Genomic DNA, 15171 nt, shown 5'->3' on the forward strand with positions numbered 1-15171 from the left:
CGTTACGATCTAGCAATAAAACTAGCAGATATCCCCACCAAAAGCGATTGTTTTTAAAGTTTTACACCGTGATCTATTGCGAAAGCCTTAAGACGTGATCGCAATGATCTGGTTGGATTATCCATTATCGTCAGAATATATCGTTCGACTTCAGACTTGCACATACTTCTGACCATTTCCTTTACAGGACCGACAGAGGCTGGCGCCATCGACAAACGCTTGATTCCCAAACCGATCAGGGCCATCGCTTCGAGCGGCCGCCCCGCCATTTCACCACAAATGGTCAGGCGCACACCGCGCTGATCACACAATGTCACCAATTGACGCATAAACGCAAATACACTTGGTGACAAGGTATCATATCGCCCTTCAATGCGCGGATTTCCGCGGTCAGCGGCAAACATGAACTGCAACAGATCGTTGGTACCGACCGACAGGAAATCAACCCGCTCCAACAGGGCGGGAGCCTGCCAGATCAGGGCCGGCACTTCAAGCATCGCACCGACTTCGACCTTGCGCGGGACAAAACCACGTGCGGCTTCACGCTTTAGCTGTTCATCAAGAACCGCCTTGGCCATATCAAACTCGGCAACTTCGGCAATCATCGGGAACATGATGTACAAATCACGATCATGCCCGGCACGGATCAACGCGCGCAGCTGATGAACCAGCACCGCCGGCCGATCCAGCGTGATCCGGATGGATCGCCAACCCATCGCCGGGTTCTCTTCTGTCATATCTTCCCAATAGGGCAGCAGTTTGTCACCGCCGACATCAAGCGTCCTGAACACCACCGGGCGACCGTCCGCTTGCTCGAAAATACGGTCATAGAGCCGGGTCTGGTCGGTGATATCAGGCATGGCAGAGCGCACCATGAACGGAATTTCCGTCCGGTACAGGCCAATCCCATCAGCACCGCTTTCAATCACGTGCGGCACATCAATCAAAAGCCCGGCATTCACATTAAGCGAGATATCCGCCCCATCCGTCGTGCGCGCAGGCATGTCGCGCATCTGGGCATAAAGGGCTTTTCGCTCCGCCCGGGCACGCAGCGCGCCATCAATAACGGATCGGACATCCTCGCTGGGACGCACAAACAGCTGGCTGTTATCGGAATCCACAATCAGCGGATCACCCGCCTCAACCTTATCAAGCACGCCTTTGACACCACCCAACACCGGAATATCGAGCGCACGCGCCACAATCGCCACGTGTGAGGTGTGCGAGCCTTCTTCAAGCGCCAAGCCGCGCAGACGGGTATGGTCATAATCCAGAAGCTCTGCCGGGCCTATATTGCGTGCCACCAGAATGATATCATCGGGCAGATCGCCAAAGGCCGGCGACTGATACTGCCCCGAAAGGTGTTGCAGCAAACGGTTGGCGAGATCTTCAAGATCATGCAGTCGTTCACGCAAATAAGGATCGGTCACCTGCGCCATGCGCGCACGGGTATCGTCATGAACCTTCTGAACGGCGGCCTCGGCCGTAAGGCCGGTATGAACCGCTTCGGTAATTCGGTTCAGCCAGCCGGTATCCTGGGCAATCATCCGATAGGCTTCCAGGATATCACCCGGATCATCGCCCTCATCCATGCCATCAATGCCTGCAACGGCCTCAAGCATCTTATCAAGGTGATTTTGCAGGCCGTGCATGGCTTCACGCAGACGGGTGAGCTCTTCTTCCGGATCGTCAGACACCATGCGGTCAATGACGATGCGTGGCTCATGCAACACGGCAAGGCCCTTGCCAATCCCCGGTGCCAGACGCGCCCCACCCAAACGCAGGGGCAACAGCGCAATACCATCGGCCGGGATCAGTTCTTCGCGGCTGACCAGCTCACCAGCGGCAACCATTTCGGCCAGCACCATGGCGACGTTTTCAAGCGCTTCCTGCTCGTCCTCGGAATAAAGGCGTTCGGTCCGGTTCTGCACGGCCAGCACACCGATAATGCGGCCACCGCGCAGGATCGGCACACCGATCATGGAATGATAGACTTCCTCGCCGGTTTCCGGACGATAGGCAAAGTTTGGATGGCTTTGCGCGTCCTTGAGGTTGAGTGGCCGCGCATGGGCGGCGACAAAACCGACAATCCCCTCACCCACCCGCAGGCGGGTCAAGTGGACTGCTTCCTTGGACAGGCCACAGGTCGCAAACAGCTCAAGCACTTCGCCCGCACGCATGACATAGACCGAGCACACCTCTGCCACCATGTCGGCGGCAATGATGGTCACGATCTGTCCGAGGCGTTCTTCGGCAGTCCCCGGACCAGCCATGACGTCACGCACACGCTTTAAAAGGCGTCGCGGGCCAGAGACTGCGGCGGACGGAATGCTCATTTGACTTAGCTGTCTCTCTTAACCAGGGATTGAACGGCCTGTTCGACCAACTCTTCGAGGATTTCGGAAACCGGTTGTTCTTTCTTTACCATACCAACCGACTGCCCGGCCATAACCGATCCACTTTCGACGTCACCATCGATCACGGCGCGGCGCAATGCACCCGCCCAGAAATGTTCAATTTCAAGCTGTGCAGCACCCTGATCAAGTTCGCCGGCGCGGAACTTTTCGATCACGGCACGCTGGGTATCGCGGAATTCATCCGTACCCTTGTTGGCCAATGCCCGCACCGGGATCACCGGGAAGCGGTCATCAAGCTGCACGGTGGTGACCGCATCGCGCGCACTTGCCCGGATAAAGGCCTTTTTGAAATCGGGATGGGCAATGCATTCCTCGGCACAAACAAGACGCGTGCCGATCTGAACGCCCGATGCGCCCTGCTCAAGCAAACCGGTAATCGCTTCGCCGCGACCAATACCACCGGCACAGAAGACCGGGATATCGGAAACATTCGGCAGGATTTCCTGCGCCAAGACCGTCAGCGACACCGGGCCGATATGGCCACCGGCTTCGCTACCTTCGATCACCAGTGCATCCGCACCCGACCGTACCAGTTTCTTGGCCAGAACCAGTGCCGGGGCAAAGCAGATCACCTTGGCAAATTCCTTGGCCTTCTTGATCGAGGTCGAAGACGGCAAACCACCGGCCAGCACCACATGGCCAACGCCCTGCTCACGGCACACCTCGATCAGCTCATCAAGCTGCGGGTGCATGGTGATCAGGTTGACACCAAACGGCTTGCTGGTCATTTCCTTGGTGGCGGCGATTTCAGCCGACAAAAGATCCGGGGTCATCGACCCGCAGGCAATCACACCAAAACCACCGGCATTGGACACGGCCGCGACAAGGTGACGTTCTGAAACCCAGGACATTGCGCCGGCCATGATGGCGTAATCGGTACCAAGGAATTCCTTGCCCGACGCCCACAATTTTTCCAGGCGCGCCCGTGCGGCGTCAATTTTCGGATCGCTCATATTCTCTGTACCCCAAAGCAGAAACGCAGGGAACCGGTGGTTCCCTGCCATTTCATCAAAACAGCCGAAACCATAAAGCCCCAGCTAGTATGTAGTATTACAGGTAATTTAACAGCGGCTTAATCGTATAGGATCAGCCAACCTGTTGACCTTATTCAGCATCCAGACCGTATGCCGTGTGCAGGGCACGGACGGCAAGTTCGGTATATTCCTCGGCGATCAGCACGCTGACCTTGATTTCCGAGGTCGAGATGACCTGAATGTTGATGCCTTTCTCCGCAAGGGTTTCAAACATCTTGCGGGCAACCCCCACGTGGGAACGCATGCCCACACCGATGATCGACACCTTGGTGACATCAGATGTGCTGAGCAGCTCCTGATAGGCGATCTGCTCTTTGTTCTTTTCGATCACCTGAAGCGCACGCTGGAATTCACCACGCGGAACGGTAAAGGTCATGTCCGTGCTTTTGCCGTCTTCAGAGACGTTCTGCACGATCATGTCGACATTGATATTCGCATCAGCCAGCGGGCTGAAGATTGAAGCGGCAATACCCGGTTTGTCTGCGACTTTAACCAAGGTGATCTTGGCTTCATCACGGCTATAGGCAATTCCGCTGACGACTTCCTGTTCCACGATTTCGTCCTCGTCTACAACAAGTGTTCCTTCTGCTTCGCTAAAGGTCGAGCGGACCTGCACCCGAACGCGATGGTTCATCGCCATCTCGACAGAACGGGTTTGCAGAACCTTCGCACCAAGCGAAGCCAGTTCCAGCATTTCTTCGTAGGTAATTTTTTCGATCTTACGCGCCTTGGGCACGATGCGTGGATCGGTGGTGTAAACACCATCGACATCGGTATAGATGTCACAACGATCCGCATCGAGTGCCGCTGCAAGCGCCACCGCCGAAGTATCCGAACCACCACGACCAAGCGTGGTAATCCGGTTATCCGGTGCAATCCCCTGGAAACCGGCAACACAGACAACTTCGCCGCCATCCATGCGCTTATCAAGCTCGGTGGTGTCGATTTCCTGAATGCGGGCCTTGGCGTGTGCGCCATCGGTCTTGATCGGAATCTGCCAGCCAAGCCAGGAGCGCGCAGGCACATCCATGCTTTGCAGCGCCATCGCCAAAAGGCCAACAGTCACCTGCTCGCCCGACGATACGATCACGTCATATTCACGTGCATCATACATCGGCGAAACTTCCTGCGCCCAGCCAACCAGCTCATTGGTCTTGCCCGACATGGCCGAGACAACAACCGCAACCTGATTGCCGGCATCGACTTCGGATTTCACCCGGCGCGCGACATTCTTGATTTTATCGACATCGGCGACCGACGTGCCGCCAAATTTCATGACAATACGGGCCATGAAGTATCCCCGCTATGCTCGCCGTCCATCGGCTGTCCGAACGTGACGGCATGTGATCCGGTCTCAGCTCAGGATAGCATGCCGCACTCGCAGCGCTTTCCCTGATCCAAGCGGCGTTATCAATACTGCCATAATCCACATGAAACAAGCGTCAAGGATGCCGATAAATTGCGCAAACGCGATTTTTTTGGCCCGAAAATGTCCCGAGTTACCCAAACACGGCAAATTGCATCGCATATACTGCGAAAACTACCCAATATCCCTGAGCGTAGAACGATCTTTCCCGGGTGCCATTTGACAGCTCGGTATTGCCTTGCCGGTCGCGCGCGCGTAAACAGGGCATCATACAGCTAAAGTGTTTTACGCCTTCGGAGCCACACCATGTCGGACGCATCCGCACAAACCAGCCGCACCGCCAATGCCGATGAAATCGCACGTTTTTCTGCGATGTCCGAAAAGTGGTGGGATCCGAACGGTGTGATGAAGCCGCTGCACAAGTTCAATCCGGTGCGCCTGCAAATCCTGCGTGACAATATCTGCGCCCATCTGGGCCGCGATCCGGAAACCATCGAACCGCTCAAAGGCATCGAGATCATCGATATCGGCTGTGGTGCGGGTCTTCTGTCAGAACCGCTTGCCCGCATGGGCGCAAAGATGACCTCGATCGATGCATCGGAAAGCAATATCGAAGTCGCCAAAATCCATGCCGCGCAATCCGGTCTTGAAATCGACTATCGCTGCTGCACGCCGGAAATGCTGGCCGATGAAGGCAAACAGTTCGACATCGTCCTGAATATGGAAGTCATCGAGCATGTCGATGACCCGCAATTTTTCATGCAGGCCTGCGCATCGGTTCTTAAGCCCGGTGGCCTGATGTTTGTCGCCACACTGAACCGCACGATCAAGTCACTGGCATTGGCCAAGATTGGTGCGGAATACATTCTGCGCTGGCTGCCGGCCGGGACCCATGACTGGCGCAAGTTTGTGAAGCCGTCGGAAATGTCGGGATATCTGCGTGGTGCGGGTCTTGATCTTTGCGATATCACGGGTGTCGCCTACAACCCGATCAACGATACCTGGTCGCAAGCTCCGCGTGATCTTGATGTGAATTATATGGTGATCGCCCAAAAGCCCGACTGATCCGGAAACGCCTTATCAGTTCTTTTTGGTCTCGTCATCCCAGGGCAGCGCCATGACGTCGATGCCTTCATCGACCAGTTCGGTGGTTTCCTCGATCGAGGCCTGACCATAGATGCCGCGCTTTTCGGTTTCACCGTAATGGATTTTGCGCGCTTCTTCGGCAAACTTGTTGCCGACATTTTCGCAATTGCTTTCGACCTGTTTGCGGATTTCGGCAATGGCTTTTTGCTGCTGCTTTTCGGCGGCGACTTCTTTTTGGCGTGACGTGCGCAGGCGCGGCGCCATCAACGCCTTGCCAACATTCGACGTACCACATACCGGGCAGGACAAATCACCGCTTTCGGCCTGCGCCTCATAGGTCGCACCGTCCTTGAACCAACCTTCAAATTCGTGATCATGTTCGCATTTAAGCTGGAATAGAATCATGATGGTACTTGTATAAGCCGAACCTGTCGCAAAACGATAAGCATATCACATAGACATGATATGGCCCGCCTTGGCACAAATCACCAGTCCACGGGCGTCACACTGAATAAACAAGATTTACAAAAATGTCATCCCAATTGCCATCAAACTGGATCACACAGCATTGCCCTGCCCCAACGCTATCACGCAATCGCGCGCTTGATCTGGCATGCGGCAAGGGACGGCACAGTTTCTGGCTCGCCGATCAGGGATGGCAGGTCACAGCCCTTGATCGCGACCTTGCCCAAACGGACACCGATGCAAACCTGGCTATCAACTGGTTGGAAGCTGACCTTGAAACCGGTCACTGGCCCTTGGGCGATCAGCAGTTTGATCTGATCATTGTCACCAATTACCTGCACCGGCCGCTATTTGCCAAGCTGCGCGATGCGCTTCGCCCATACGGCATTCTGATCTATGAAACCTTCATGCAAGGAAACGAAGCGTTCGGTCGTCCCCGGTCACCTGCATTTCTATTAAAACCCAACGAACTGCAAACACACTTTCCCGGGTGGAATATCCTCGCCTTCCGGCAAGGGCAGGTGACATTTGATGGCACAGATCAGGTAAAAGCGGTCAAACAATTCATGGTCGTCCAGAAGCCCGATTAAAGTATTACGTTATAACATAACGATCACAATCACCTTACAGAACTTCTGGCATCTTTCATGGGCTATGTCAGCCTTTAGCCATGAGAGAGACAACCATGAACGATCAATACGAAATCATTGAAGACAGCGACGATATCCCGTCCAACCCGACGCACAACCCGCGCATTGATGACATGATCAATGCCCGCCTTTCGCGGCGCGGTTTTTTCAAAGGCCTGATGGCGACCTCCGCCGTTGTTGGCGCCGGGATTGCGACCCGGGGCATTGCAAAGGCCCAGTCGGCATCGACCCTGACCTTTAAATCAATCCCGCAGAAAATAACGCAAACCCACGCGGTCGCCGATGGCTACGACGCAAGCGTAATGATCCGCTGGGGTGACAAGGTTGTTGCCGATGCCCCGGCTTTTGTCGCGGGCCAGGTCGACGCACAAGCCCAGAACAAACAGTTCGGCTATAACTGCGACTATGTCGGCTATATGCCGCTTCCCGTGGGGTCGAACAATTCCGACCACGGCCTGCTGTGCATCAACCATGAATACACCAATGCTGAACTGATGTGGCCGGACCTGAAAGATAGCATGGATGCCACCGAAGAACAGGCACTGCATGAAATCGCCGCCCACGGTCATTCGGTCATCGAAGTCCGGAAATCGGGCAACAAATGGGAGGTGGTTGACGGTTCTGATTTCGCACGCCGCGTCTCCGCGCTTGACACTGAAATGCAGATCACCGGCCCGGCTGCCGGTCATGACCGCCTGAAAACCAAAACTGATCCGACCGGCACGCGCGTCATCGGCACCCTGAACAACTGCGCGGGTGGCAAAACCCCGTGGGGCACCATCCTGATCGCCGAGGAAAACTTCAACGGTTACTTTGGCGGCGACATTGCCAAAACCAGCGAAGAACGCAACTACAAGCGTTTGGGCATCAGCAAGGACAGCTGGTATTCATGGGTTAAGTATTTCGACCGCTTCAATGTCGAAAAAGACCCGAATGAGCCGAACAAGTTTGGCTGGATGGTTGAGCTTGATCCCTATGACCCGACCTCGATGCCCAAAAAGCGTACTGCTCTTGGCCGCTTCAAGCACGAAGGTGCCACGGTTATCATCAACAAGGACAACTCGGTCGTTGCCTATTCCGGTGATGATCAGCGCTTTGACTATCTTTACAAATTCATTGCTGCGAACAAATACAATCCTGATGACCGTGCTGCGAACATGGACCTTCTGGAAAACGGCACTCTTTATGTTGCCAAATTCCATGAAGATGGCAGCCTTGACTGGATGCCGCTGATCTTTGGCGAAGGGCCGCTGACCGTTGAAAATGACCTCAACAGTCAGGCCGACGTTCTGATCGAAGCACGTCGTGCGGCCGACCTTCTGGGTGCAACCCAGATGGACCGCCCGGAAGACGTCGAACCAAACCCGGTCAATGGCAAGGTCTATGTCATGCTGACCAACAACTCCAAGCGCAAGGAAGGCAACGCACCGAACCCGCGTGCGGCCAACCCGCATGGTCACGTGCTTGAACTCACGCCTCCGGGTGGGCGCGGCAAGGATGCCGATCACACAGCAAGCCGCTTTACCTGGGACATCATGATCGCTGGCGGCAACCCGTCGATTGCTGATGATAAGGCCGTATACCATCCAGCGGCAGAATCCTGGGTTTCCTGCCCGGACAACATGGCAATCGACCATCGTGGCCGCCTGTGGATTTCCACTGATGGCGCACCGAAGTCCGATATTCCTGATGGCATGCATGCCACCGATGTTGACGGCCCGGGCCGGGCTCTGACCAAGTTCTTCTTTGCCTGCCCGGTTGGGGCGGAGATGTGCGGCCCGGAATTCACCCCGGATGGAAAAACCCTGTTTCTGGCGGTTCAGCACCCGGCGGATGGATCGACTTATAACGAACCGAGCACCCGCTGGCCGGACTTCCAGGCGTCTTTGCCACCGCGTCCGTCGATTGTGGCTGTCACCAAGTCCGATGGTAACGAAATCGCCGGTTAACACTCTAAGACGGGTTGCTTCGACGCGCGGCGCAACCTGATCTGAACACAAAACCCCACCGGCGATGTTGCCGGTGGGGTTTTGTTTTTAATCAAACGCGGTCATTTGAATGCGCCTAGCCCCGGCAGCACCTTGCCTTTAATGCTGGTGCCCGGCGTGACTGTGGTTCTGGGCATCTTGCGCCTCAATGGCGACGACAATCTCGATCTCGTCGTCGCCAATTTCGACATGCATGTCGAAATGATCCCCGCGCACAAGTTCCTGCGAAAGGCCACTTAACCGAAAAGCAAGCCCTTCTGGGGCCAGCATCATATCACGCCCGGCCGGAACAATGACCTCGCCAAGCGGGACATAAACCGGGTCACCGTTTTGCATCTGAAAACCGACCAGAACTGCTTCCTCGGCAATATGAGACTCTGCCCCGGAAATGGTGACGTCATGATCGCCTTTGTTTTCGATTTCCACGAACACCAGCGCTTCGTCATCTGACGTCGCCCGGCTCCAGGCATGGACAAAGCGAACATCTTCGTTTTCTGCCACATGATCGGAACCGTGGTCATGCTCATGCTCATGCTCATGCTCATGCTCATGCTCATGCTCATGCTCATGCTCATGCTCATGCTCATCATGATGTTCGTCCTGTTTGTGATCGTCCGCAAATGCAGGCGATGTCATCAACATGCCCAAACAGGCAATCCAGGCCACTTTCATTTTCAAGGTCTCCTGATCTGACAATAAAATGGGGATCGGCACGGGACAGGTGGATTTACCCCCGCAAACCGGCCATTACCGATCGTCGCATGGTTAAAAAGGCCGGCAAAAGTGCCAACACCGACGTCAAACTGATAAAAGCAGCAACGATATGAAGTTCAGGCCAGTCCAAGGTCGCTTGCACCAGAATATCGGTGCGGGCCGTAATCGCCTGCGAAATCCCCCAACTTGCCAACACGCCAAGGCCAAGCCCCGATGCCGCACCAATCACAATCAGGAAAACCGCATAACTCCAGGTCAGGGCAAAAACGAACCTGCCCGGTGCCCCAAGGGCACGCAGCAGCGCAAGACGACGCGACAGCAATCGGGTCAGCATCATCAAACCGGCCAGAACACTTGCCGTAACAAGAACCTGTGTGATCACAGCCAGAACCGACATCAACTGGCGCACATCACCCATCAATGCATGGAGCCGGGCCAAAATGGCGCCCGGGAAAAAGGCCATCGTTTCGTCATTGTTAAAGGTGGCCTGCAATCCATAGGTCGATCCCAATGAATCCGCGCGCACCAGAACCGCCGGCGTTCCCGGAAAATAAGCCGGATCAAACGGCGGGCCAACAACGCCATCCCATTGCGGATCATGGCCAACCGCAAGACCATGCACCCCCCAGACGGCTTCGACCGGCACCAGAATGGCCCGATCCCAAGGCGTACCCGTCAGTGGCATCTTTCCGGTAATCGTATAAATCACACCTTGATGCGCATCGCTTTCAGCCGCGTGCCCGACACCGTGGGTCGGTGTGAATTGATCACCAACAGACAAAGCTACACGCGCACCGGCGATGGCCTCTTCCTCTCCGGCGAACATTCGGCCTTCGGACAGAGTTTCGCTCAGATGTCTCACAAATTGCGGTGTCGTGCCGACAACGGGCGCGTCTTTCCAGCTATCACCAAAGGCAATCGGCGCCACCAGCCGGGCACGGGGATGGCTTTCAATCGCGTGATAGGTTTCCCCGTCAATCAGCGGCATGTCGGATGCCTGCAAATAAACCGCTGCCAGCATGGCGGTGATTTCGCTGCCCGGTGCGGCCACGATCAGATCAAACTTGTCGGCTGCGCGTGCCGTCCCCTGCCGAAGCCCGCGTTCTTGTGCGATCAAGCCGACACCGATCCCGACTGATACCGCAATCAGGGCGACAAAAACGATGCTAAGCCAAACCTGCTGACGCACAAGCGCCATCAAAAGCGGCCGGATTTCAAAGCCCCGCAGAACAACCGCACCCAGCACAATTGCCGGCAACAACAGCACCAAGCCAACCAATCCGTCCTGCACAGCCACCGGCAGGTCATACCAGAATGCCATCATGCTGCGCTGTCCTGTATTCTGCCATCGACGATATCAATCACCCGATCGGCTTGCGCATGCATCGCCGGGTCATGTGTCACCGCAATCAGGGTACGACCATGATCGCGCGCAAGACGCATCAGATCAGCAGCCAGCCGATCCGCATGGTCCCGATCCAGGCTTGCGGTCGGCTCATCGGCCAGAACAATCGCCGGGTCTGCCGCAAGGGCGCGGGCAACCGCGATGCGTTGGCGTTCTCCACCGGAATAGGTCCCCGAAATGCGATGCTCGCCAGCAGACAGTCCAAGCTTTTCAAGCTGTTCTGTTCCGGTATTGCGAATGTCTGCCCGACGGTGTTTGGGCGCATAAAGGGCGGCGATACTGGCATTGCCAAACGCGCTTAGTTCTTCGAACAACAAGTGGTCCTGAAAGACAAACCCCACCTGATCACGGCGAAAGGCCGCGCGCGCGGGATCGTTCATGTCCGAAAGAACCTGATCCCCCCAAAGAACCCGGCCCGTCGTGATCGGCAGGATGCCCGATATGGCATAAAGAAATGTCGACTTGCCCGCACCTGACGGCCCGCGAACAGCCACCGCGGTTCCCGGCTCAATCGACAATGTTGGAATTTCAAGAAGGGTGCGACCGTCCTCACCCGATACGGTCAGCCCTTCGATCCGCAGCTGTAAGCCTGCCATCAAACCAGCTCGAAGGTTGATTTTTCAAGGCGCACCCGGCTGACAAACCCGGTTTCCGGATCCTTGTATCCGCCAAGCGACAAAACCCCGGAAACCGAAATGCGCCGGTTAAACGGCACGACGCGAAAGACGCGCTGGGTATAAACCGCCATGATGTCATCGGGCCATTCCGCCTCGGTCTCGCAGAACGGGCAAACAGCCATCGGACGTTTGGTCAGGACGAAAAAGGTACTGTCAGCCTTAAGCGGCGGCGCCATAAAGCCGTTTACCGTGATGCGTTCGCCTTGCAGTTCTTCGGCAAGCGGGGTGAAGCTTTGGTCTTTTTCGTAAAAATCACGCATCCGAAGTGCATCCTCGGCCCGAAGCAGGGTCGGTGTTGCCATAAAAGCGGCCCCAAGGGCGATGAACTGACGTCTTTGCATGATCATGTCCTGTTCGTATCTCCGGCCACCGCAGGCCAGTCTTACTTCAATCCGGGTAAATGGCGGAAAGGGCCAAGAATGGCCCTTTCCTTAAATCCTTGCGACAGGTGCCAACTTAGTTGGCGGTCGCGGCATGGTGCATCACATGGAAAATAACGTTCTGTTCGATCGTCCCTTCCAGAAGATGCGCCCACGGGCCTTTTGCATAAACAGCAACGTCTTCACCCGAATGGGTTTCAGACGATTTCGGGATCAGCGCCTGCTGGAGATATTCCAGATCAACAGCCTGTTCCTGGGTTACTTCCGGACGACCACCGTAATAGTTGCCATCCGCCTGTTTGGTCAGAACCGAACCGGCACCGTTCAGGTAACCTGCAACGGTGTAAGGCTTGCCATCGTCGGCCAGAAGCGGTTCACCGGTGTTTTCGGTCTTGTCGTTGCTGATATCCATGCAAAGGCCAAGGATATCGGAACCACGGCCGCAATAGCCGTTAAAGGCAATCGCATGTTCGTGGTCGGCGGTCACAACGATCAGGGTGTCTTCATCGTTGGTCAGCTCATCGGCAATCGCGATGGCTTCCTGGAAGGCAACGCCGTCACGAACGGTACGTGCAAGGTTACCGGCATGGTTTGCGTGGTCGACACGACCGGCTTCAACCTGCAGGAAGAAACCGTTCTGGTTGTTTGACAGCGACTTGATGGCCATTTCGGTCATCTGTGCCAGCGACGGCTCATCCGCACGGTCGGCTTCGTATTTCATGTGGCTGTCTTCAAACAGACCAAGGATCGGCTTGCCCGACAGTTCCAGTTTGCCTGCGGTCTCATCGTTCCAGGCATACTGAACGCCAGCGTCTTTCAGCTCGGCAATCAGGTCCTTGCCATCTTTACGGCGGCCTTTGCCACCTTCGTCGGTCTGTGCTTCTTCAGAAACGAAGAAACGACGACCGCCACCCATTGCCAGGTCAACGGTGCCGTCTTTCATTTTGGCAACCAGCTGCTGTGCAATGTCGGTCTGCTGGGTGCAGCCTTCCGGAACGCTGCCTTCCCAGTTACGGTCAGCCGAGTTGGAGTAAGCCGATGCCGGGGTGGCGTGGGTGATACGTGCGGTCGAAATGATACCAACCGACTTGCCTTTGGCAGCCAGGATATCGGAAATCGAGGCCAGCTCGTTACCGGCAACGGTCGAGCAATCGCCACGGACAACATTGGCATTCACACCAAGAACACCGGCCTTGGTTTTAACACCAGACATCATGGCGGTACCGGTACCGGCACTGTCCGGGGTCTGCGCGTTGGTGTTGTAGGTTTTCACCAGTGCCAGATACGGGAATGTTTCGTGCGGTCCAACGAACTCGTCACCATAACCACCGGCCTGCTGGCCTGCGAAAAGGCGGGTCGCATAGTTGGTGCCAACACCGTTACCATCGGCGATCAGAATGATGACGTTTTTGGCGCGGTTGGTAATCGGCTGTTTGGCGATTTCCTGCTGGATACGATCCTGAGCAGCGGTGAACCACTCGTTATTTGCCTGCGGAATTTCCTGCGCAGTCGCGGCCGTTGCAACCATGGTTGCAGCCAGCGCGAGAATTGACGGCTTCATGAGAACTTCTCCATTTCAATGCATATGCAGCGACAAGCCCATTTGCCCCTGCAGCCCAACTGCATTCCCCCCTACGGAAAGCAGGTAATGACAGCGGGGAATAGTTTTCTCGCGCAGGTGGAAAAGTCCAAAGACGGTTTGATGACAGTTGATGTTCAAATGAACATAAGTGGCTGTGACGCAGGGAAAACCTGATCGTCAACGCAAGATACCCCCGACACGCAAACACCCCGGCAGGTTAACCTGACCGGGGTGCTTCGTTGGGGCGCAGAATGTCTTATTTGAGCGGGGCTGCCATGTCATAGGTGCCGTCATTATCGTTAATCGCCATCCAGCTCTTATCTGATGCCGACTTGGCTTCGAGTCCCGTCCAGTTGCCTTCGGCGGTATCGATAAATCCGTCGATATCTTCATTCCAGAAGCCGACCACGGCTGGCGTGATGTTCAGATAAAGCTGCCCATCGACAATCCGCCAAAGGTTCGGGTTGGCAGGCACCTTACCGCCCTTGGCGATGCCGTATGCGCAGTGCCCGTCATAGGCCGGTGCATATTTGGCCGGGTCGGCCAGAAACATGTCGCGGTTTTCCTCGGACGCGAATGCCCAGGTCGCGCCGTTATAGTCTGCTGTGATATCTGCGCGGCCCGGAACGGCGTGGGGTTGGGTCATGCCGACATCCTTTTGCGCCAGACTGAAATAGGCGACCGCATCATATCCGCTGATGGCATAGCCGGTTTCATCAACATATTGCTCGCCAGCAATCGCAGCACCCGAAAGGCCGAACAAAACCGCTGATCCGATTAAAAACTGCTTGAACATCATCCTTGGTTCTCCGGTTGAAAATCCCTGATGCCCCAACTGTGCCCGGACAAGCTCAAAAAGCGAAATGACGTTGCGACACTGTTTCGTGAGCACGCGTGAGGATGCGACAAACACCATCATGCTTCCTATATGAAGCAAAGGGAATTGGCCCTTGACCTTAACCATTGTTGAGGAATTACGACGAAGGGAAACTAGAGACAAATCCACAAGAACAAGGAAACGCCATGAGTGCTGCATTTCTCGAACATGTGAATTTCACGGTCGCAGATCCGGTCAAAACCGCTGCCAACCTTTGCAAATGGTTTGGCTGGCATATCCGCTGGCAGGGCCCGGCCATTCATGACGGGCTGACCTATCATGTCGGCAATGATGACAGCTATGTCGCAATTTATGCCCTTGGCACGCCCAAGAACGGGCAGGAAAATTCCTATGCCACGATTGGCGGGCTGAACCATCTCGGCATTGTCGTTGAGGATTTGGACGCGACCGAGGAACGCATCAAGACGGACGGCATCAAGACCTTTAACCATGCCGATTACGAGCCCGGCCGCCGGTTCTATTTCCGGGATGAAAATGACATCGAATTCGAAGTGGTCAGTTACGCCTGA

At 55.6% G+C, this 15171-nt stretch carries 14 protein-coding genes; 4 read left to right on the forward strand and 10 right to left on the reverse strand.

The genetic code is table 11. The annotated features are described in order from the left end of the window. Positions 1 to 53: 53 nt before the first annotated feature. From ptsP to ACXAIA_RS18315, 3 genes are all read right to left on the reverse strand, one after another. Complete coding sequence (gene ptsP / locus ACXAIA_RS18305; RefSeq protein WP_475350613.1) at positions 54 to 2336, reverse strand: phosphoenolpyruvate--protein phosphotransferase; 2283 nt, start codon at positions 2334 to 2336, stop codon at positions 54 to 56. Between the two features lie 5 nt (positions 2337 to 2341). Beyond that, entirely contained in the window at positions 2342 to 3370 is a 1029-nt protein-coding gene (locus tag ACXAIA_RS18310) for an NAD(P)H-dependent flavin oxidoreductase (RefSeq protein ID WP_475350614.1), read from the reverse strand. Positions 3371 to 3521: 151 nt separating this feature from the next. Then, entirely contained in the window at positions 3522 to 4742 is a 1221-nt protein-coding gene (locus tag ACXAIA_RS18315) for an aspartate kinase (protein ID WP_475346763.1), read from the reverse strand. Positions 4743 to 5123: 381 nt separating this feature from the next. Here ACXAIA_RS18315 and ubiG point away from each other — a divergent pair, with 381 nt between their 5' ends. Beyond that, the gene (gene ubiG, locus ACXAIA_RS18320; RefSeq protein WP_475350615.1) at positions 5124 to 5882 is read left to right on the forward strand and encodes a bifunctional 2-polyprenyl-6-hydroxyphenol methylase/3-demethylubiquinol 3-O-methyltransferase UbiG; all 759 of its coding nucleotides are present in this window, start codon (positions 5124 to 5126) and stop codon (positions 5880 to 5882) included. 15 nt (positions 5883 to 5897) lie between these two features. On the opposite strand, the gene ACXAIA_RS18325 is transcribed toward ubiG, so the two are convergent. Then, positions 5898 to 6308: a DUF1178 family protein gene (locus ACXAIA_RS18325; RefSeq protein ID WP_475350616.1), complete on the reverse strand. Its 411-nt coding sequence runs from the start codon at positions 6306 to 6308 to the stop codon at positions 5898 to 5900. Positions 6309 to 6433: 125 nt separating this feature from the next. Here ACXAIA_RS18325 and ACXAIA_RS18330 point away from each other — a divergent pair, with 125 nt between their 5' ends. Both ACXAIA_RS18330 and ACXAIA_RS18335 read left to right on the forward strand, forming a co-directional pair. Then, positions 6434 to 6958: a class I SAM-dependent methyltransferase gene (locus ACXAIA_RS18330; RefSeq protein ID WP_475350617.1), complete on the forward strand. Its 525-nt coding sequence runs from the start codon at positions 6434 to 6436 to the stop codon at positions 6956 to 6958. Between the two features lie 95 nt (positions 6959 to 7053). Then, complete coding sequence (locus ACXAIA_RS18335) at positions 7054 to 8967, forward strand: PhoX family protein (protein WP_475350618.1); 1914 nt, start codon at positions 7054 to 7056, stop codon at positions 8965 to 8967. A gap of 138 nt (positions 8968 to 9105) precedes the next feature. Here ACXAIA_RS18335 and ACXAIA_RS18340 read toward each other — a convergent pair whose 3' ends face one another. The 6 genes from ACXAIA_RS18340 to ACXAIA_RS18365 all read right to left on the reverse strand — a co-directional run bounded on the left by ACXAIA_RS18340 (position 9106) and on the right by ACXAIA_RS18365 (position 14563). Next, a complete protein-coding gene (locus ACXAIA_RS18340; RefSeq protein WP_475350619.1) occupies positions 9106 to 9678 on the reverse strand; it encodes a copper chaperone PCu(A)C in 573 nt (190 codons plus the stop codon). A 55-nt stretch (positions 9679 to 9733) separates the two neighbouring features. Then, positions 9734 to 11044 carry an ABC transporter permease family protein gene (locus tag ACXAIA_RS18345; RefSeq protein WP_475350620.1) on the reverse strand — a complete coding sequence of 437 codons (1311 nt, stop codon included), beginning with the start codon at positions 11042 to 11044 and terminating at the stop codon, positions 9734 to 9736. Continuing rightward, positions 11041 to 11721, reverse strand: a complete 681-nt coding sequence (locus ACXAIA_RS18350; RefSeq protein WP_475350621.1) for an ABC transporter ATP-binding protein — start codon at positions 11719 to 11721, stop codon at positions 11041 to 11043. The genes ACXAIA_RS18345 and ACXAIA_RS18350 overlap by 4 nt, the downstream gene beginning before the upstream one ends. Next, positions 11721 to 12143, reverse strand: a complete 423-nt coding sequence (locus ACXAIA_RS18355; RefSeq protein ID WP_475346770.1) for a hypothetical protein — start codon at positions 12141 to 12143, stop codon at positions 11721 to 11723. The genes ACXAIA_RS18350 and ACXAIA_RS18355 overlap by 1 nt, the downstream gene beginning before the upstream one ends. A 115-nt stretch (positions 12144 to 12258) precedes the next feature. Further along, positions 12259 to 13743 (reverse strand): alkaline phosphatase, encoded by a 1485-nt coding sequence (locus ACXAIA_RS18360; RefSeq protein ID WP_475350622.1) that lies wholly within the window; start codon positions 13741 to 13743, stop codon positions 12259 to 12261. A 277-nt stretch (positions 13744 to 14020) separates the two neighbouring features. Beyond that, entirely contained in the window at positions 14021 to 14563 is a 543-nt protein-coding gene (locus ACXAIA_RS18365; protein WP_475350623.1) for a YHS domain-containing (seleno)protein, read from the reverse strand. A 224-nt stretch (positions 14564 to 14787) separates the two neighbouring features. On the opposite strand from ACXAIA_RS18365, the gene ACXAIA_RS18370 reads away from it, so the two are divergent. Continuing rightward, positions 14788 to 15171, forward strand: coding sequence for a VOC family protein (locus tag ACXAIA_RS18370; RefSeq protein ID WP_475350624.1), 384 nt, complete (start codon positions 14788 to 14790; stop codon positions 15169 to 15171).

This window comes from Thalassospira sp. ABL2_045, from assembly GCF_056161285.1.

Bases quoted from the DNA above. Each gene is read 5' to 3' on its own strand.
- ACXAIA_RS18350 (WP_475350621.1), bottom strand. From the start codon at position 11,721: ATGGCAGGCTTACAGCTGCGGATCGAAGGGCTGACCGTATCGGGTGAG.
- ACXAIA_RS18340 (WP_475350619.1), bottom strand. From the start codon at position 9,678: ATGAAAGTGGCCTGGATTGCCTGTTTGGGCATGTTGATGACATCGCCT.
- ACXAIA_RS18335 (WP_475350618.1), top strand. From the start codon at position 7,054: ATGAACGATCAATACGAAATCATTGAAGACAGCGACGATATCCCGTCC.
- ACXAIA_RS18315 (WP_475346763.1), bottom strand. From the start codon at position 4,742: ATGGCCCGTATTGTCATGAAATTTGGCGGCACGTCGGTCGCCGATGTC.
- ACXAIA_RS18325 (WP_475350616.1), bottom strand. From the start codon at position 6,308: ATGATTCTATTCCAGCTTAAATGCGAACATGATCACGAATTTGAAGGT.
- ACXAIA_RS18370 (WP_475350624.1), top strand. From the start codon at position 14,788: ATGAGTGCTGCATTTCTCGAACATGTGAATTTCACGGTCGCAGATCCG.
- ptsP (WP_475350613.1), bottom strand. From the start codon at position 2,336: ATGAGCATTCCGTCCGCCGCAGTCTCTGGCCCGCGACGCCTTTTAAAG.
- ACXAIA_RS18365 (WP_475350623.1), bottom strand. From the start codon at position 14,563: ATGATGTTCAAGCAGTTTTTAATCGGATCAGCGGTTTTGTTCGGCCTT.
- ACXAIA_RS18310 (WP_475350614.1), bottom strand. From the start codon at position 3,370: ATGAGCGATCCGAAAATTGACGCCGCACGGGCGCGCCTGGAAAAATTG.
- ACXAIA_RS18330 (WP_475350617.1), top strand. From the start codon at position 6,434: ATGTCATCCCAATTGCCATCAAACTGGATCACACAGCATTGCCCTGCC.
- ubiG (WP_475350615.1), top strand. From the start codon at position 5,124: ATGTCGGACGCATCCGCACAAACCAGCCGCACCGCCAATGCCGATGAA.
- ACXAIA_RS18345 (WP_475350620.1), bottom strand. From the start codon at position 11,044: ATGATGGCATTCTGGTATGACCTGCCGGTGGCTGTGCAGGACGGATTG.
- ACXAIA_RS18355 (WP_475346770.1), bottom strand. From the start codon at position 12,143: ATGCAAAGACGTCAGTTCATCGCCCTTGGGGCCGCTTTTATGGCAACA.
- ACXAIA_RS18360 (WP_475350622.1), bottom strand. From the start codon at position 13,743: ATGAAGCCGTCAATTCTCGCGCTGGCTGCAACCATGGTTGCAACGGCC.